Raw genomic sequence first — 18,495 nt, forward strand, 5'->3', positions numbered from 1 at the left:
TTCATGGCGGGCAAGACCCGTTAACGAGTCGAGAGCGAGCAAGATGGCCAACTATTCTACCAACGAATTCAAGTCCGGTCTGAAAGTGATGCTGGATAATGACCCCTGTGCCATCGTCGATAATGAACTGGTCAAGCCGGGCAAGGGTCAGGCCTTCAATCGCGTGAAGCTACGCAACCTGAAGACTGGCCGTGTCTGGGAGCGTACTTTCAAGTCCGGCGAGAGCATTGAAGCAGCCGACGTGATGGATACCGAAATGGAGTATCTCTACGCCGATGGCGAGATGTGGCACTTCATGAAGACTGACGGTACGTTCGAGCAGTACGCTGTTGAGAGCAAGGCGCTGGGCGACAGCGTCAAGTGGCTCAAGGAGCAGGTGTCCTACATCATTACCCTGTGGGACGACAACGCGATTGCCGTGACACCACCGAATTTCATTGAGCTTGAAGTCGTCGAGACGGATCCGGGTCTCAAGGGTGATACCGCCAACGGCGGCTCCAAGCCGGCGACGCTGTCTTCTGGTGCGACCGTGCGTGTTCCGCTGTTCATCAATCAGGGCGAAGTGCTCAAGATTGACACCCGTAGCGCTGAGTACGTATCTCGCGCCTGAGTCACGCGTGTGACGCTAGTGCTGAACTACTCGCTGATGCCTCGCCTTGTGCGAGGCATCATTGTTTGTAGCCCCTGATCAATGTCTATTGCCTTCCTGACGAGTTTACGATGTCTCCGACTGCTATCCCTGATACGGCCCTACCCGACGACTGGGCACCAACAGCCACTCGCCAGCGATTGGTGCAACGCGCTCGCCTGATGGCAGAGGTGCGCACCTTTTTTGCGGAGCGAGAGGTGCTGGAGGTCGAGACGCCGGTGTTGGGTCACGCGGGCTCCACAGACGTGGGACTGACATCGTTGACGCTGACAGCACACTTGCCGGGTGAGCGCACAGGAGTGCGGATGTGGCTCCAGACGTCACCAGAATTTCATATGAAGCGCTTGCTGGCAGCAGGGAGTGGTTCAATCTTTCAGATCGCCCGGGCATTTCGTGACGGAGAAGTGAGTCGGCGCCACAATCCCGAGTTCTGCATGCTGGAATGGTATCGGCCAGGAATGAGTCTGGAAGATCTGATGGCGGAAAGCTGCGAGCTGATACGGCGGGTGATGGCGCTTGGTGCCGCCTTGACAGGGCAGCCAGCGCGACTTGCCACGAATAGTCGTGCAGGCGATGGCCTGAGGTGTCGGCCGTATCGGACGCTATTTGTTGAGCAGTTGGGACTTGATCCCTTTACTGCCTCCTTGAGCGAGTTACAGGCAGCCTGTGCGCACGAGTGTGAGGTGGTGGCTGAGGGGTGGTCACGCGAAACCTGTCTTGATGCGCTGATGAGTCTGGTGATCGAACCGACGCTTGGGCAGGAAAAGATCGAGCTGATTACGGAGTATCCAGCGGCGCAGGCAGCATTGGCCCGCAAGCATCAGGATGTACACGGTGACTGGGTGGCTTCACGTTTTGAGGCGTATGTGGCGGGGATAGAGCTGGCCAATGGCTACGATGAGTTGACTGATGCGACCGAGCAGGCGGCGCGTTTTGCCGCCGATAACATTGCGCGTGTCGACGAGGGGCTGGTTGAAGTGACAGCAGATCAGCGACTGGTGGCGGCGTTGACGGCCGGAATGCCTGACGGAAGTGGTGTCGCGCTGGGGCTTGATCGTCTCATCATGCTGGCGCTAGGGGAGCGTGATATTGCTGCGGTCATTGCTTTTCCAGCACAGCGTGCCTGACTTCAGGGTGGTTGGAGCATAAATCACAACCTGAAGCGTTTAATGTTGACACGCTCAAGAAATATTAGTGGTCTAGACTGAGCCCGTCAGTCAGGAAGTCTGATATCGCCATGTTCGTATCGCATGAGTCGAAGGTATGCGACCAATGGAATGGTAGTGGTGGGTCTTCTCTCATCGGGCATGATGAAGGAGGGCGACAGGGTGTCGTGACGAGCTTTCGGAGCCGTTCGTGACGTTATCCGGCAGTAGCGCCGTTAGAGTGTTACGCCTATCAGGGAGGATATCTCGCAGTTGGACGAACAGATACGTCTCATCGCGGTGGACAGTACCATCGTATCGCAGGGGATAGCGGCTGTTGCCGATGCCCACTGTTGAAAAGGGAAGCCTTCAGGCTTCCCTTTTTTTATTCCGCCATGTGTCGTTCAGTCTTGTCTGCTTTTGATCAGGCTTCTGGTGCTGGCACCGGTTCTTGTGGTTCCTGCCCCTGCGGCGACGCGGCGTCGGCGCTACGCATCCCCAATGACTGCCCCATGCTGACGGACTGGCCTGGCGTCAGTGCTTCATCGAATTCGACGCTCTCCGGGAAGCACATGACGACAGTCGAACCCAGTTGGAAGCGACCCATTTCCGCGCCACGTGCCAGTTCGATCAGTTGATCGAAACGGATGGCTTCGACATCACCTGACAATGGAGTGACTTGCCCGCTCCAGACGGTCTTGATGGCAGCGACGATCATTGCGCCCACCAGCACCATGGCCATCGGGCCGTGCTCGGTCTCAAAGATGCACACCAGACGTTCATTGCGCGCAAATAGGCCCGGTACGTGCTGAGCGGTCGCCTCATTGACCGAGAACAGACGGCCCGGCACATAAGCCATTTCCACCAGGCGTCCCGCCAGAGGCATGTGCACGCGGTGGTAGTCTTTGGGAGAGAGATAGACGGTAGCAAAGCGGCCATTGCGGAAGGGGGCAGCACGTTCTTCGCTACCGCCGAGTAGCTGGGTCAGCGAGAACGCCTGGCCCTTGGCCTGCACCAGTGTGCCGTGCTCGATGCTGCCAAACTGCGATAGCACGCCATCGGCCGGCGATAGGAGACCTTCACCTATCGGGCGAGCCTCCGGCTTGAGCGCACGCGTGAAGAAGTCATTGAAGCAGACGTAGGCACGCGGGTTCTCTTCCAGCGCTTCGCCCATGTTGACGTCATAGGCTTTGATGAAGCGCTCGATGAAGGTGTTCTTGACCCACGCGTTGTCGCAGGCGGCAACACGGCCGATGACACGCGAAATCAGGTGTTGGGGGAGCGGGTACTGGCTCAGGGAAAACAGCTTGGCGCGATCCACAATGATGATCCTTGCAGGAAAGAGAGGCCCGCTCTCAGATAGAGCGGGCGCTGACCAGCGATGAGAGGTGGGCAGCAGTTTGGCAGCACCTTAGCCCATCGCTAATAGCGGCTCAAGCATGTGGGTCGCTGCAGCAGGTTGGTTCTAGGCTTGAGACGTTCTTGCCAGCGGACTCAGCGCTCGATGGGAGTATCTTCTCGATTGCCCCATTCCTTCCATGATCCCGGATAGGCGCGGATATCGCTGAAGCCTAGTGCACGGCCGACCAACCAGGTAAGGCCGGAGCGATGATGGCTCTGGCAGTGCGTGACGATATGTTGCTCAGGGTTGATGCCGCGTGCGCCCAGCTCGGTGATCAGCTCGGCATAGTCGCGAATGCGCAGGTTGCGCTCACGGTCCATGGCATCGGTCCATTCAAAGTGCACCGCGCCCGGAATGTGCCCCAAGTGTGCGTTCTGACCTTTCTCGCCACGGTATTCTTCGATAGAGCGTGCATCCCAAACGACGACACCCTCTTCAGGCGCATCGGCGGTCAGTCGATCAAGAATATCCTCTCGGGTCGCCATTACACTGGTATCGACGAAGGCCGCACGATACTCGCTGGGCTGCCACTGCGTAATGGTGTCGGTCAGCGGCAGGCCATCACCTTGCCAGGCATGCAGGCCGCCGTTCAGATAGCTGATACGCGCATGACCGAGTAGCGCCAGTGTCCACAGCAAGCGTCCGGCCCAGCCACCGCCTTCGTCGTCATAGGCAACGACATGGCTGTCACGCGTGATACCAAGTGCAGAGATTACCGCCGAAAGTGACTCCGGACTCGGAACGCCCGGGATGTCGTCGTCGTTGCTGCCGACCAGCTGCTTGAAATCGAGCAAGCGGGCACCCGGGATATGCTGCGTGTGGCTCTCGACCTTCAGCGGTACATCGATCAGCACGATATCCGGATGCTCCAGATGCGTGACGAGTTGTTCGGGCTCGACAATCAAGGGCAGCAGGTTGGTCTCGGAACTGGCGAGGGTCCCTGCAGTATGCGATGTGTCATGAGACATGGCGTAGTCCTTGCTTTGACGAGGGGTGGGTCACTGCCAATCATGATGGCACGCTGGTTGGCAGTGACGTCAAGTGCGGCATATTGCGTCAGGCGTGTTCACCTTTGGTGCAATTTTTCCGCATGGGCCGTGAAATTCTGTCGATAATCAGCAGGTATCGATTGCCTGGTCGACTCAATAAAGCGACATATCAGTTTATAATGTCGTTGATCACTTGAGGGGCAATCCTTGTGAGTATTGCGTGGGCGTCTTGCCTGTCCAGTGGTCACATCCTTGCTATCGCTGATCCGCGTCATCAACCGCTACATCATCCTTGGGAGTCAACACCTTGCTCGAGCGCCTCTTCTCACTTCGCGCTGAAGGCACCACGACGCGCACGGAAGTGCTGGCCGGTATCGCCACCTTCCTGGCCTCGATGTACATCATCGTGGTCAACCCGGGCATTCTCTCTGCCGCTGGTGTGCCCTTCAGCGCTGCGCTGACCGCCACGGTGCTGGTCAGTTTCTTTGGCAGCCTGATGATGGGTCTCTACGCCCGTAATCCGATTCTCGTTGCGCCAGGCATGGGTATCAATGCCTTGTTTGCCTACACCATGGTATTGGGCGCCGGCATGAGCTGGCAGGTCGCACTGGGTTGCGTATTCTGGGCCGGCGTCATCTTTGCCGTGTTGGCGATGTTCAATGTACGCCGTCTGGTGATTGATGCGATTCCTGCCCAGCTACGCTATGCGATTGCTTGCGGCATTGGTCTCTTCATCACTGTCATCGGGCTGGTGAATGCCAAGCTGATCGTCTCCAATCCGGTCACGGTGGTGAGTGTGGCGCCGATGACACCTGCCTTGGTGATCTTCATGCTGGGCCTGGCGTTGACGGCCATACTGGTCGCGCGCCGTGTGCACGGTGCGTTGATCATCGGCATTGTCGTCACCACCTTGATGGCCAGCACGATCGGCCGCCTGTGGGGCGATGGTACGGCCTACTTCCCGCCGGAGATCGCGCAGCCGACGCTGGTCAACTTCACGGGCATCTTTGCTGCGCCGGATTTCAGTGGGTTGTTGGCGCTGGATCTGATGGGGTCGCTCAAGATTGCCTATGTGCCGTTTATCTTCGTGATTCTATTCACGGTGTTCTTTGACGCACTATCGACCTTCATGGCGGTTGCCGAGGCCGGTAATCTCAAGGACGAGAAAGGTGACCCGCGCAATATTCGTCGCTCAATGATGGTTGATGCCTTCTCTGCGCTGGTGTCTGCGCCGCTGGGTACCAGTCCGGCGAACGCCTACATCGAATCTGCCGCCGGTATCAGTCAGGGTGGGCGCACCGGGTTGGTCGCGGTCGTTGTCGCATTGTGCTTCCTGCCGTTTCTGTTTCTTGCGCCGCTATTGTCGCTGGTGCCTGCGATTGCGACCGCTCCTGCACTGATTCTGGTCGGGGTGTTCATGATGGAGCCGATCCGCAAGATTCACTGGCATCAGTTCGATGATGCCATTCCAGCCTTCATTGCGATGGTGATGATTCCGCTGACCTACTCCATCACGCACGGCATCGTGTTCGGTTTCCTGAGCTTTGTCGTGATCAAGCTGGGGGTGGGCAAGGCACGCGAGATTCGCCCGACCATGTGGGTGCTGTTTGCGCTGTCCTTGCTGCTGCTTCTTGAAGGCTGATCGAGACGTCTTCCGGCCGCGCTGAAAAAGGCGGCAGCCCGAGGTAAAAAGCCCCGCCAGTCATCGACTGGCGGGGCTTTTCATTGCAAACGGCATCGGCATCTCGGCGACGATGTCACTGGGCCGTGCTGATCAGTTCTTGTCTCGATCAACTTCTGTGTCAATCAGCTCTCGGTCAGCGAGACCAGAATCTTCTTGTAACTATCGAAGCGCACGCGACCGATGTCGCCATCTTCGACGGCCTTGAGCAGGGCACAGCCAGGTTCTTTCTCGTGCTTGCAATCACGGAAGCGACACATGCCAAGATATTCGTGAAACTCACGGAAGCCGTCAGTGACCTGCTCCGGCGTCAGGTGAACCAGACCAAACTCACGGATGCCCGGGGAATCGATCAGATCGCCGCCGCCAGGCATGTGATAGAGCCAGGCGGTGGTGGTGGTGTGCATGCCTTGACGCGATTCGGTCGAAAGCGGACCAACGCGCACCTCTTCTTTCGGCAGCAGTATGCTGATCAGCGATGACTTGCCGACGCCACTCTGACCGACGAAGACCGAGGTGCGATCACGTAGCTGAGATTTCAAGGGGTCAAGGCCGGCTTCACCCAGTGTGGTACAGGCGACCACCTCGTAGCCGAGCGCCTCGTAGCGGCCCAACAGATCGCGTAATTCACCACCGCTTTCGGGCAGCAGGTCGACCTTGTTGAGCACCAGCACCGGTGTGATACCGGTCGCTTCTGCCGCGATAAGATAGCGATCAATCAGGTTTGGCTGTGGCGCAGGCTCGGCGGCAAAGACGATCAAGATCTGATCGATATTGGCCGCCACCGGCTTGAGCACACCACGCATGTCGGGGCGCTCAAGCTCGGTGGTGCGGGCGCCACGCGCGACGACAACGCCACTGGCATCGCTCGCTTCGCGCCAGATGACACGGTCGCCGGTCACTAGTGTCTCGAGATTGGCGCGCAGATGGCAGCGATGCAGGCTGCCAGACTCGCTTTCCACTTCCAGGCTACGCCCATAGTGGGCGATGACACGTCCATGCTGTTCCGGGCCATATTCGCCGGCGTCGAGCTTGTCGCGGTCCTGGGACTCGCGTTTCTCTGCACGCTGGGTGCGTTCGGCCTGAACCTTCTCGATCCGCCATTGTTGCTGGCGGCTTAGCTTGCGTTTGCTCATGCTTGGCTGGTGACTCCGGTCGCCGTTCGTTCGCCAGGGACGGGAGGGACTTCCCCCGTTTGCGGTGCGATTGTACCCTTTGCGCCCTCGGGTGTCGTCTGATGCCCTTGGATAGCGCTGCATATCGCTTGTCTATCAGCGATAGTGAGTGCTGTCCCTTACCTGCTCAGCAAGGAGTTGACTCATGGCTAACCTAAACGCGCAGGCTGATCGTCTGATCTGGATCGATCTTGAAATGACCGGGCTTGACCCGTCACGTGAGCGGATTATTGAAGTGGCTACGCTGGTCACCGATGGCGACCTCAACCTGATTGCCGAGGGCCCGGTGCTGGCGGTTCATCAGCCAGATAGCCTGCTGGACGCGATGGACGAGTGGAATACGCGCACGCACGGTGAGTCCGGGCTAGTGAAACGCGTTAAGAAAAGTACAGTGGATACTGCGGAAGCCGAGCGTCAGACGATCGAGTTTCTCGCCTGTCACGTGGCCGCAGGTGCCTCGCCGATGTGTGGCAATAGCGTGCATCAGGACCGCCGCTTCCTGCAGCACGAGATGCCAGAACTCGAAGTCTTCTTCCATTACCGCAATATCGATGTTTCGACGCTCAAGGAGCTGGCACGTCGCTGGAATCCGGCAGCATTGGATGGTTTCAAGAAGCGTGCGACTCACCAGGCGATGGACGATATTCGCGAGTCACTGGCGGAGCTTTCGCACTATCGCAAGACCTTCCTCAAGCTGACCCAGAAGGGCATTGTATAAACTTGGTTTGTCGTTTAAAGCGCGGTGGCCAGTCGAGCACCGCGCTTGATCGCCTGTTCCTTGAGAGACCAGCGCACGTGTTCGCGTAGCGCTTCGCTAGGGTAGGGCAGGCGTGCACGCAGGGCGTGCTCGACACGCTCTGACCAAGGCGCGTTGCCAAGCGCAATGGCGATGTTGGACAGCCACTTCTCATAGCCGATCCGCCGGATTGGGCTGCCCTCTGTCTTGCTGAGGAATTCACTCTCGCCCCAGCAGAACAGATCGAGCAACTCGGCACGGTCCAGATCATGGCGCGGGGAGAAGTCGGCTTCCTGACTGACTTTTGTGAAGCGTGTGAAGGGGCAGAACAGCTGACAGTCGTCACAGCCGTAGATGCGGTTGCCCATCTGGCGGCGAAACTCTTCTGGAATGGCACCGGAGAGCTCGATGGTAAGATACGAGATGCAGCGCCGTGCATCGACGACACGGTCTGCGACAATCGCATCGGTAGGGCAGGCGACCTGACAGGCATTGCAGCTGCCGCAATGTTCCTTCTCGAAGGGCTTGTCCACTGGCAGTGGCAGGTCGGTGTAGAGTTCTCCAAGGAAGAATAGAGAGCCAGCCTTTTGATTCATCAGCATGGCATTCTTGCCGAACCAGCCGATGCCGGCTTTCTGGGCAAGCGCGCGCTCCATCACTGGTGCTGAGTCGACAAAGGCGCGGTAACCGAACTTGCCTACCTCGCCTTCTATCTGTTTCGCCAGATTGGCCAGCCGTTTTCGCATCAGCTTGTGGTAATCGCGGCCAAGTGCGTAGCGTGAGACATAGGCCCGTGATGGCTGGCTCAACACCTGGGTGGTTTCAACTTCCGGTGGCAGATAGTCAAGGCGTACGCTAATGACGCGCAATGTGCCGGGTACCAGCTCCTCGGGGCGCGTCCGCTTGGTGCCATGCTTGGCCATGAAGTTCATCTCGCCGTGATAGCCGTTGGCTAGCCAGCGCTCGAGATACGCTTCATGTGCAGAGAGGTCAACATCTGTAATACCGACCTGTTGAAAGCCCAGCTCTCGTCCCCAGGTCTTGATGCGTGCTGCCAGCTCGGCCATGGACTGCGCTTCCTGATGTGCTTTCGCTTCCGCTGATGAAACGTCTTGCGCATCAGCATGTGAAGTCAGGTCAGTGGCGTAAGGATATGAAGCAGACATGGATGTTCCAGCGAGACAGGGAATTCAGAAGACAGGGCGGCATGGGGCGAAAGACGGCGCCACCTTAGCGTAACTTGCCCGTTTGCCCAAGTGTGGTCGAGATGCAGGGGGCAGGCTGATGTGTCGGAGCGCTGTACGTGCCAGACAACGCACGTTGATGACAGCGCGCGTTGCAAGATTATCAGACAAGGAGTTCATGCATGGCGGCGAGTCAATCCACTTCATCATCAACCTCGGTAGCAAATGCATCGCCTGCCACTGTCAGCATCTGGCGATCGGTCAACTGTCTGTGGCCGATAGCAGCACTACGTGATCTTGAACACTGGATGCTGGCCGAAGAAACAGTCGCTGCGGCTAGCGGTTTACCTGAGGCACCGGTAGAAAGGCGTCTGATGGGTCGTGCGGCTCAGTCGGCGTTTGATCTTCTGCGTCAGCGTTGGCCCGAGGCACGCAAGCTGTGTGTGATGTGCGGTGGGGGTAACAATGGCGGTGATGGCTATTTACTGGCACGCCTGGCGGTGTTGTCCGGCTTTGACGTGCAGGTTGTCGCCTTGAAGCCAGAGGCAGTGTTGACTGGCGATGCACAGCTGGCAGCCGGTGCGGCGCGCGAGGCGGGCGTGACGATCAAGTCGTGGCCGATGGATGATGCCTCAGCGGCAGAGGAGTTACTCAAGGGGTGGCCACTGTTGATCGATGCGCTGACAGGCATTGGTCTGACAAAAGCGCCGCAGGGAGCGCTTGCGCAAGCGATTGATCTGATCAATCAGTATCGCGCGGGTGGGGCGCACGTGATGGCGCTGGATGTTCCCTCGGGACTGAATGCGGCGACGGGTGCCGTCGAGGGCGTTGCGGTCGAGGCAGATGTCACTCTCACCTTCCTGGTTGACAAGCCGGGTCTGCATACCGGCCGAGCCGAGCTGCATGCAGGGCAGGTCAGTTTGGCGCGTCTAGGTGCGGCGCGTGTACTGCCGGAAGTGGTCGTTCAGGCAAGAACAGCAGCCTTGCTGGCTGCTGAAGCTGTGAAGCGGCTGACACCGCGCTGGCTTGAGGGCGAGCTGGTGCCGCGCTCGCCACTGGCTCACAAGGGAGATGCTGGCAGTGTGCTGGTTGTCGGGGGTGGGCCAGGGCTTGGTGGCTCCGTCTTGCTAGCCAGCGAAGCCGCAGCGCGTGCCGGGGCTGGTAAGGTCGCACTGCTCACTGCGCCGGAGCATGTCAGTGCCAGTCTGACGCGCTGCCCCGAGGTCATGGTGCGTGGTCTCAAGAGTGGCCCTGAAGGCAGCAATCATGATGGCTTCGCCGTATTGGAAGCACAGCTGGCGGTTGCTAGCGTGGCGCTTGTCGGTCCCGGATTGGGCACTGATGCGCTTGAAACCATGCTGTGGGGTCTTGGCGGGCTACAGCGGGTACTGGATGCAGGGCAGCCGCTAGTGGTGGATGCTGATGCTCTGAGTCTATTGGCGTTGCGGGCAAAACAGGGCGAGGTCGTACATCGTGATGACTGGGTACTGACGCCGCATCCTGGCGAGGCGGCTCGCCTATTGGACTGCTCTGTTGAAGACGTCGAGCGAGACCGTCTGGCAGCGGTGCGTGGCATACAAAAGAAGTATGGCGGCAGCGTAGTGCTCAAAGGAGCTGGCAGTTTGATCGCAAGCCCTGCTGGAGTGCTCGATGGGCCGGATGTGGCTCTGTGCCCATATGGCAATCCCGGCATGGCCAGTGGCGGCATGGGCGACGTTCTGGGCGGTATCATTGCCGGGCTTGCTGCGCAGTCATTGATGGGTGGCTTCGATGCCCGCCAGTCGCGTGCACCGCTGAACGCTGCGGCACAGGCGCTGCGTGTGACACTCAGCATGGCGCAGGCTGCCAGACTTGGCGTGCTGGTTCATGCGCTGGCGGCAGATAGAGCCGTGCAGGAACGCGGCGAACGTGGCCTGCTCGCGGGTGATCTGGCATCCTATATGCATTTACTGCTCAATTCACGGGCCCGAGATGCGCATATTCCTATCTGATGAAAATGCCCAAGTTGCCTTCGGCAGCCAGCTGGGCGACGTGTTTGCCGGCCACGGGCTGGTGTTTATGGAAGGCGAGCTAGGGGCGGGAAAGACCACCCTGACGCGCGGCGTGCTGCGTGCTTACGGCCATCTGGGTGCCGTCAAGAGTCCGACCTACACGCTGATCGAGCCTTACGTGCTGCCGCGTGCGGACGGTGGGGAGTGGCACGTCAATCATTTTGACCTCTATCGACTCGCTGACCCTGAAGAGCTTGAGTTCATCGGTGGGCGCGATCTGCTTGCCGATGACAGCCTCGCGCTCATTGAGTGGCCGAGCTGCGGTAAGGGGTTTTTACCGGCTCCTGATCTGCGAGTCATGCTGACCGTGCTTGATGAGGGCCGTGAAGCTGAGCTTACTGCCCATACGCCGCGTGGCGAGCGCTGGCTCGTGACACTGGCCGATCACTTGGCGCCTCAGGCATGATGGCCCGCAGGTTTGTTCTGCACTCTTGCCAATGCGCTCAGGTGCCTGACTTTGTCGTTCGTTATCTTCATTCATGTTCCTTCTGTCTGGGTCATCCTTACTGATGCCTGAAATTGTGTCCGACCCTCGTATGCGCGTGATGCGCCGTCTTCGTCGCTGGCTGGCAGGAGGGGTTGCCTGCTCGCTGATAAGCCTTGCCTTTGCGCCGCAGGCGCTCGCCGCCAAGGTGGAAAACCTGCGCCTGTGGACGGCGCCGGATCATACGCGTCTGGTGTTTGATCTCGACAGTGCCGCCACGGCCAAGATCTTCAGTCTCGATAATCCTGAGCGTCTGGTGATCGACCTTGCGGGTAGCGATGTAGCGAATGCTGCGGTAAGTCGCAAGCTCGAGAAGTTGAATCTCGAGGGCAGCGCCGTGAAATCGATTCGCACCGGTCGCCAAGGCAATGATTTGCGCGTCGTGCTCGACCTGACTCGCCAAGTCAATCCCAAGGACTTCACACTGGCGCCGAATGCCAAGTATGGCAACCGTCTGGTTGTCGATCTTGAATTCCCCGGTGAGTCGGCGGTGGAAAACCCTATCGATCCGATCGAGGCACGTATTCGTGAGCAGGAGCAGCTGGCGGCCAAGCGTAAATTGAAAGGTGAGCCGGTTGCTGCGGCGCCGAATATCAAGGCCTCTACGCATCCCAAGCGCGATATCATCATCGCCATTGACCCTGGTCACGGCGGGGAAGATCCTGGTGCCAGCGGCCCCGGTGGCACCAAGGAAAAGGATGTGGTGCTCAAGATCGGCAAGCGCCTCAAGCGCATGTTTGATGCGCAGCCAGGATTCAAGGCCATCCTGACGCGTAACAGCGATTACTATATTCCGTTGCGCAAGCGCACCGAGATTGCGCGTGAGCAGAAAGCTGACTTTTTCGTCTCGATTCATGCTGATGCCTTCAATAGCCCGCGTCCGCATGGCAGCTCGGTGTTTGCACTGTCCAGTCGTGGCGCCACCTCGGAAACCGCCCGCTGGTTGGCAGCGACTGAAAACCGCGCTGACCTTATCGGTGGCGTGGATGGCAGCCTGAGCCTGAATGACAAGGATGAAATGCTGCGCGGCGTACTGCTTGATCTGACCATGACAGCGACGCTAAACGACTCGCTGGCCGCCGGTAGCGGTGTGTTGGCCAATCTCGGGCGGATGAATACGCTGCACAAGAGCCGCGTTGAGCAGGCGGGCTTCGTGGTGCTGAAGTCGCCAGACATCCCGTCATTGCTGGTCGAGACAGGTTTCATCTCCAATCCGACTGAAGAGCGCAATCTGAATAGTGGCGCGTATCAAGAGAAGCTGGCGCGCTCCATCTTCTCAGGGGTCGAGACACACTTTGAACGCAATCCGCCGCCGTCCAGCCTGCTGGCATGGAAGCGTAATCAGGCGCGTGGCGGCAATGGCGGTGAATATCGCGTCAAGAGTGGCGACACGCTGTCAGAAGTCGCTCAGCGACACAATGTCAGCATGGCAGCGCTCAAGCAGGCCAACGGCCTGAGTCGAGATGCCTTGCGCGTGGGTGAGACACTGAAGATTCCTCGCGGGTAGATCGTCATCAGGCATTGAGTCCTGGCATTGAGCCCTGTCGCGCATTTCTCTCACCGCCAGGCCTGCTTTCCCGCGACCAGGTTCGCTGGCAAGCGCGTCTGGCAGTCCGCCTTGTTTGCCCGCAAATGGGTTGTCCACCCGCTTTTGATTCAGGAGTTTCTCCATGGCTGACGACCTGTCTGCACCGGACATTGCCAGCACTCGCGAACGCCGCATTCGTATCCTCAATCCGCGACTGGCTAACCAGATCGCGGCAGGTGAGGTGGTGGAGCGTCCAGCCTCGGTGGTCAAGGAGCTGGTCGAGAACGCCATTGATGCGGGCAGTACGCGTATTGAGCTGGAACTTGAGGGCGGCGGTGCGCGCCTGATTCGCGTGCGCGACAACGGCTGTGGCATCACCGAGGAAGACTTGCCGTTGGCACTCTCGCGGCATGCCACCAGCAAGATCGAAAGCCTGGATGATCTGGAAGGCGTCGCCAGCCTCGGTTTTCGCGGCGAGGCGCTGGCCTCCATCAGCTCGGTGTCACGTCTGGAGCTGTTCTCGAATGTCTCTGACGAGCCGGCAAATGGCTGGCGCGTCGTTGCAGAAGGGCGCGAGATGGCACCACGTGTTTCTCCGGCGCCGCATCCGCGTGGTACCAGCGTCGCGGTGCGTGATCTATTTTTCAATACGCCAGCACGCCGCAAGTTCATGCGAACGGAGAAGACCGAGTTCGGACATGTCGAGGAGAGTTTCCGGCGGCTGGCACTGTCACGTCACGATATTGGCTGGACGCTGCGCCACAATCAGAAGGTGGTGCATCAGCTGCGCCCCGGCGATGACACGCTGACGATTGAGCGTCGTATTGGTGCGCTGCTGGGTCGTAATTTTCTTGAACATGCGCTACATCTGGACATCGAGGCGTCCGGGCTCAGGCTTTCGGGTTGGGTGGGCTTGCCGACGCACTCACGTGCGCAGGCAGATCAGCAGTATTTCTTCGTCAATGGCCGTGTCGTACGCGACCGTCTGGTGGCCCACGCCGTCCGTCAGGCATACCGTGACGTGATGTTTCATGGTCGGCACCCGGTGTTTGTGCTCTATCTGGAACTCGATCCGACCGTGGTCGATGTCAATGTGCACCCGACCAAGCACGAGGTGCGCTTCCGCGACGGTCGTCTGGTGCACGATTTTCTGTTTTCCAGTCTGCACAAGGCTCTGGCGCAGGTGCGGCCCGGAGACAACAGTGCTGCTCCGACCGAAATGGCCGGTCAGTCGCAGGATAAAGTGGAAGATCCCGGCTGGCAGCAGCAAGGCATGCGCCTTGGACGTCAGGAGCAGGATCGCCAGGAACAGGATGCTCAGCAGCAGGCCAGTTTGCCGTCCAATGGCGAGTCTGGCGCAGTGACCAACGAGCATGCCAGGCAAGTGGGAGCTGATTCAGGCAGCACTGGTCGAGGAAGTGCTGCTTATGGATCAGAGGCCCGGTCAGCGGCTCCTTGGCAGCCTTCGTCTCAGCTGCCCCCTGCCGGCGATGGCCGCTCGAGTGAGCGGCTCAGTGCTGAAAGAGTCCGTCAGTTCATGGCGGGCTATCGTGCTCTGCATCCCAGCGAAGACCATCTGCTAACGCCGGGTGGTGCTACAGCAGCAGACGCGACTCGGGACATTTCTCAGGATCCAGCCGCGATCGCGAGTGCCGAGCGTGAAGCGAGGCGTGTCCCGCGGGTGACGTTGGGTGAGGCAGCGAGTGGCGTTGCTGAAGTCGCTGCTGCATGGCAGGTCGAGGTTCAGTCAGCGGTCAGTGCTGATGATGGTATTAGCGCCAACGTGACCACTGGCTCGGCCCCGCAAGTGGTCATGCGTGGCTTGCCGCCGCAAACCGCCGATGATGATACCCCACCGTTGGGTTATGCGGTGGCGCAGCTACACGGTGTTTATATTCTGTCGCAGACCTCGCGCGGACTGGTAATGGTTGACATGCATGCCGCACACGAGCGCATCACCTATGAGCGCATGAAGCAGCATGTGCATGGGGGTGGCCATCTTGAAGCACAGCCGCTGCTGGTACCGGTATCGCTGGCAGTCAGTTCGCGTGAGATGGGCACCTTTGAGCGTGAGCCGGAGGCCTTTACTCGTCTTGGCGTTGAGCTGGATGCGGCTGGCCCTGAAACGCTATTGGTTCGTCAGGTGCCGGTCGTGCTTGGCAATGCCGATGTCGAGCCACTGGTGCGCGGCATGTTGGAAGATCTCGAGCGTTATGGGCGCAGTGATCGCATGGAAGCGCACATGAATGAGCTGATGGCCGACATGGCCTGTCGCGGCAGTGTGCGAGCCAATCGTCGCCTGACAATTCCCGAGATGAACGCCCTGCTGCGTGATATGGAGCGTACCGAGCGCTCCGGGCAGTGCAATCACGGTCGCCCTACCTGGACAGAGCTCTCCATGAGCGAGTTGGATAAATTATTCTTGCGCGGTCAGTAGTCGATCACCCACGAATCGTCAGCGGTTCACCCCCGATTCACCTCTTAACTCCGACAATAGGCCATGACCCAGATTCAGCTCTCTGATACTTCATCCAATAGCATGCTTGCTGAAGCTGATAAGCCACCGGTGGTATTGCTGATGGGGCCGACTGCCTCTGGCAAGACCGACCTTGCGATTCGCTGGTACGAGGAACAGGGCGCGGAGTTGGTCAGCGTCGATTCAGCACTGATCTATCGCGGCATGGACATCGGCACGGCCAAGCCAACAGCGGCAGAGCTGACGCGAGCGCCACACCGGTTGATCGATTTTCTTGATCCGCTGGAAAGTTATTCTGCGGCCGAGTTTCGTCACGATGCGCTTGTACACATTGCTGAAATACAGTCACGGGGGAAGCTGCCGCTGCTAGTCGGTGGCACGATGATGTACTTCAAGCGCTTGCTGGAAGGTGTGGCGGACTTGCCTGCAGCAGACCCTGCGCTGCGAGCAATCCTCGAGTCACGTATTCAGACAGAGGGGCTTGAGGTGTTGCACCGTGAGCTGGGGCAACTTGATCCGGCGTCTGCGCAGCGCATTCGTCCCAGCGATCCACAGCGCCTGACACGTGCGCTGGAGGTGTGCTTGCTTAGCGGTCGCCCCATGAGCGAGCTGTTGGCGGAGCAGCCGAAAGCTGAGCTTCCGTTCCGGCCGGTACCGATCGCACTGGCGCCCCACGATAGAGCCGTGTTACATGAACGTATCGAGAGGCGTTTTGATCAGATGTTGGAACAGGGCTTCATTGCCGAGGTCGAAGCGCTGAAGGCACGCTCGGAGCTACATGCCGGACTGCCGTCGATTCGCTGTGTAGGGTACCGTCAGGTGTGGGATTATCTGGAGGGTCGTCTTTCGCGTGACGAGATGCGCGAACGCGGCATTATTGCAACGCGTCAGCTTGCCAAGCGTCAGTTGACCTGGCTGCGTAGCTGGAAGGGCGTTCATCAGGTAGATTCGATGGGTGTAAATCCTTACAGTGAAACCTTGAAAATCGTGCGCCAGACCAGCACTTAGCGTAACATGAGCGGTCACGACCAGCGCCCGTGAAGCCCCCTCAAGAGGGCAACCCGGAGCACTGGCGAACATAACCATACTTACCTCGAATGAGATATTTTTTACGGAGAGTCACATGTCCAAAGGTCAATCACTCCAGGACCCGTACCTGAACATCCTGCGCAAGGAACGTATTCCGGTGTCGATCTTCCTGGTCAACGGAATCAAATTGCAGGGCCAGATCGAGTCTTTCGATCAGTTCGTTATCCTGCTGCGCAATACTGTTTCCCAGATGGTCTACAAGCACGCTATCTCGACCGTGGTCCCCTCGCGCAATGTGCGCTTGCCGGCCCAGGATCCGAGCGTGCCGTCCACAGAAATCTGAAGTTAGAGGCGCTGATTGTTCTTCGAACGACCCGAAGCCGGTGAAACGGCCGTCCTGGTACACGTTAATTTCCGGGACGAAAAAGAACGCGAGGACGCCGGAGAGCTCCTCGAACTCGTACGCTCAGCAGGCGCTGTGCCGGCGACCCTTATCGAGGGTAGTCGGCCACGTCCTGACTCGCGTACGTTCATCGGAGAAGGCAAGGTTGAGGAAGTGCGTGAGGCTCTGGCCGCGCACGAAGCCGAACTTGTCATTTTCAATCATTCATTGAGTCCTTCCCAGCAACGTAACCTCGAAGCCACGCTTGAGTGTCGTGTGATCGACCGTACCGGTCTGATTCTCGATATCTTTGCTCAGCGTGCGCGGACCCATGAGGGCAAGTTGCAGGTAGAACTCGCACAGCTCGAGTACATGTCTACCCGCCTTGTGCGTGGTTGGACTCACCTTGAGCGTCAGAAAGGCGGTATCGGTCTACGTGGCCCGGGGGAAACCCAGCTCGAGACTGACCGTCGTCTGCTGCGTGTGCGTATCAAGTCGATTCATAAGCGGCTCGAGAAGGTACACAAGCAGCGCGACCAGAATCGGCGTGCACGCTCGCGTGCGGAGATCCCGAGTCTGTCGTTGGTCGGCTATACCAATGCTGGCAAGTCGACACTGTTCAATGCGCTGACTTCTTCTGAGGTCTATGCCGCTGATCAGTTGTTCGCGACATTGGATCCGACGCTGCGGCGTGTGGAGCTTGAAGATGTTGGCCAGGCAGTACTGGCCGATACGGTGGGCTTCATTCGCCACCTGCCGCACAAGCTGGTCGAGGCCTTCCAGGCGACTCTGCAGGAGGCTGCCGAGGCTGATCTGCTGGTGCATATCATTGATGCAGCCGATCCAGAGAATGACCGCAACACCGAGCAGGTCAATCAGGTGCTCAGTGAAATAGATGCCGGTGATGTGCCGCGTCTGCTGGTCATGAACAAGATTGACCGGCTCGACATGGCGCCGCGTATCGAGCGTGATGGCTTTGGGCGTCCGCTGATCGTGTGGTTGTCGGCACGGGATGGCAAGGGAATGGAGCTGCTATTGCAGGCCTTCTCCGAGCTACTGTCCGACAACGTCATCTCTACCCGGCTAACACTGGGGCCAGAGAAGTCTCGTCTGCGTGCTGGCTTGCATGAGCTTGATGCCGTCAAGGAAGAGAGCTATGACGAGCAGGGCAATGCACTGCTGGACATTCGGCTTGAGAAACGTGCATTGCTTCAATTGTTATCGCACCTTGGGGAGTCTTCTGCAGACTACCTCGGCGGCGAGCACGATGATCTTGAAGCTTGGCAGCGTGAGCTGTCCGCCGAGCGTGCCGAGAAGCATCGCATGTCGGTGACGCACAAGGGCTGAGTAGAAAAGAACTGGAATCACAGACGGCATTCGTATTCTTGCGCTATATCCAGAATATGAATGCCCTCGCGCAGGTTACGGCCTGCGCGTCAGAGCAACGGGCATTCAGCTGTTGGATGGCTGGATGCCGCTTGGCAGACGATGGCTGTCAGGCAGGGCCATGGCCTTCTCCCGCAAGGGACGCGTCGCCGAATCGCAGGACAGAACCGGCAGTAAAACCGGTATTGGCGGCGTCAT

The 18,495-nt window shown here is 58.9% G+C and carries 15 protein-coding genes; 11 read left to right on the forward strand and 4 right to left on the reverse strand.

Annotated elements, in window-relative coordinates:
* Window positions 1-43 precede the first annotated feature (43 nt).
* A complete protein-coding gene (efp, locus tag GQR90_RS05245; RefSeq protein ID WP_158773198.1) occupies window positions 44-610 on the forward strand; it encodes an elongation factor P in 567 nt (188 codons plus the stop codon).
* Between the two features lie 110 nt (window positions 611-720).
* The gene (gene epmA / locus GQR90_RS05250) at window positions 721-1,776 is read left to right on the forward strand and encodes an EF-P lysine aminoacylase EpmA (RefSeq protein WP_158773199.1); all 1,056 of its coding nucleotides are present in this window, start codon (window positions 721-723) and stop codon (window positions 1,774-1,776) included.
* Window positions 1,777-2,218: 442 nt separating this feature from the next.
* Here the strand turns inward: epmA and asd are convergent, their stop codons facing one another.
* Complete coding sequence (gene asd / locus GQR90_RS05255; RefSeq protein ID WP_158773200.1) at window positions 2,219-3,115, reverse strand: archaetidylserine decarboxylase; 897 nt, start codon at window positions 3,113-3,115, stop codon at window positions 2,219-2,221.
* A gap of 173 nt (window positions 3,116-3,288) precedes the next feature.
* Window positions 3,289-4,164, reverse strand: coding sequence for a sulfurtransferase (locus tag GQR90_RS05260; RefSeq protein ID WP_158773201.1), 876 nt, complete (start codon window positions 4,162-4,164; stop codon window positions 3,289-3,291).
* Window positions 4,165-4,492: 328 nt separating this feature from the next.
* On the opposite strand from GQR90_RS05260, the gene GQR90_RS05265 reads away from it, so the two are divergent.
* Entirely contained in the window at window positions 4,493-5,827 is a 1,335-nt protein-coding gene (locus GQR90_RS05265; RefSeq protein WP_158773202.1) for an NCS2 family permease, read from the forward strand.
* Window positions 5,828-5,991: 164 nt separating this feature from the next.
* Here the strand turns inward: GQR90_RS05265 and rsgA are convergent, their stop codons facing one another.
* Window positions 5,992-7,002 (reverse strand): small ribosomal subunit biogenesis GTPase RsgA, encoded by a 1,011-nt coding sequence (gene rsgA / locus GQR90_RS05270; RefSeq protein ID WP_158773203.1) that lies wholly within the window; start codon window positions 7,000-7,002, stop codon window positions 5,992-5,994.
* A 184-nt stretch (window positions 7,003-7,186) separates the two neighbouring features.
* Here rsgA and orn point away from each other — a divergent pair, with 184 nt between their 5' ends.
* Entirely contained in the window at window positions 7,187-7,759 is a 573-nt protein-coding gene (gene orn, locus GQR90_RS05275) for an oligoribonuclease (protein ID WP_158773204.1), read from the forward strand.
* Between the two features lie 14 nt (window positions 7,760-7,773).
* Here orn and queG read toward each other — a convergent pair whose 3' ends face one another.
* On the reverse strand, window positions 7,774-8,844 hold the full coding sequence (gene queG, locus GQR90_RS05280) for a tRNA epoxyqueuosine(34) reductase QueG (RefSeq protein ID WP_035159483.1): 1,071 nt from the start codon (window positions 8,842-8,844) through the stop codon (window positions 7,774-7,776).
* A gap of 299 nt (window positions 8,845-9,143) precedes the next feature.
* Between queG and GQR90_RS05285 the strand changes: the two genes are divergently transcribed.
* The 7 genes from GQR90_RS05285 to hflX all read left to right on the forward strand — a co-directional run bounded on the left by GQR90_RS05285 (window position 9,144) and on the right by hflX (window position 18,258).
* Window positions 9,144-10,952 carry an NAD(P)H-hydrate dehydratase gene (locus tag GQR90_RS05285; RefSeq protein WP_158773205.1) on the forward strand — a complete coding sequence of 603 codons (1,809 nt, stop codon included), beginning with the start codon at window positions 9,144-9,146 and terminating at the stop codon, window positions 10,950-10,952.
* Entirely contained in the window at window positions 10,933-11,418 is a 486-nt protein-coding gene (gene tsaE, locus GQR90_RS05290) for a tRNA (adenosine(37)-N6)-threonylcarbamoyltransferase complex ATPase subunit type 1 TsaE (protein ID WP_158773206.1), read from the forward strand. The genes GQR90_RS05285 and tsaE overlap by 20 nt, the downstream gene beginning before the upstream one ends.
* Before the next feature lie 130 nt (window positions 11,419-11,548).
* Window positions 11,549-13,003 carry an N-acetylmuramoyl-L-alanine amidase gene (locus GQR90_RS05295; RefSeq protein WP_158775319.1) on the forward strand — a complete coding sequence of 485 codons (1,455 nt, stop codon included), beginning with the start codon at window positions 11,549-11,551 and terminating at the stop codon, window positions 13,001-13,003.
* A 163-nt stretch (window positions 13,004-13,166) separates the two neighbouring features.
* On the forward strand, window positions 13,167-15,461 hold the full coding sequence (gene mutL, locus GQR90_RS05300; protein ID WP_158773207.1) for a DNA mismatch repair endonuclease MutL: 2,295 nt from the start codon (window positions 13,167-13,169) through the stop codon (window positions 15,459-15,461).
* A gap of 63 nt (window positions 15,462-15,524) precedes the next feature.
* Window positions 15,525-16,508, forward strand: a complete 984-nt coding sequence (gene miaA, locus GQR90_RS05305) for a tRNA (adenosine(37)-N6)-dimethylallyltransferase MiaA (protein WP_233266441.1) — start codon at window positions 15,525-15,527, stop codon at window positions 16,506-16,508.
* Window positions 16,509-16,623: 115 nt separating this feature from the next.
* Window positions 16,624-16,872 (forward strand): RNA chaperone Hfq, encoded by a 249-nt coding sequence (gene hfq, locus GQR90_RS05310; RefSeq protein ID WP_024951733.1) that lies wholly within the window; start codon window positions 16,624-16,626, stop codon window positions 16,870-16,872.
* 15 nt (window positions 16,873-16,887) lie between these two features.
* A complete protein-coding gene (gene hflX, locus GQR90_RS05315; RefSeq protein WP_158773208.1) occupies window positions 16,888-18,258 on the forward strand; it encodes a ribosome rescue GTPase HflX in 1,371 nt (456 codons plus the stop codon).
* Window positions 18,259-18,495: the final 237 nt, after the last annotated feature.

The sequence above is a fragment of the Cobetia sp. L2A1 genome (genome assembly GCF_009796845.1).
Lineage (GTDB): Bacteria > Pseudomonadota > Gammaproteobacteria > Pseudomonadales > Halomonadaceae > Cobetia.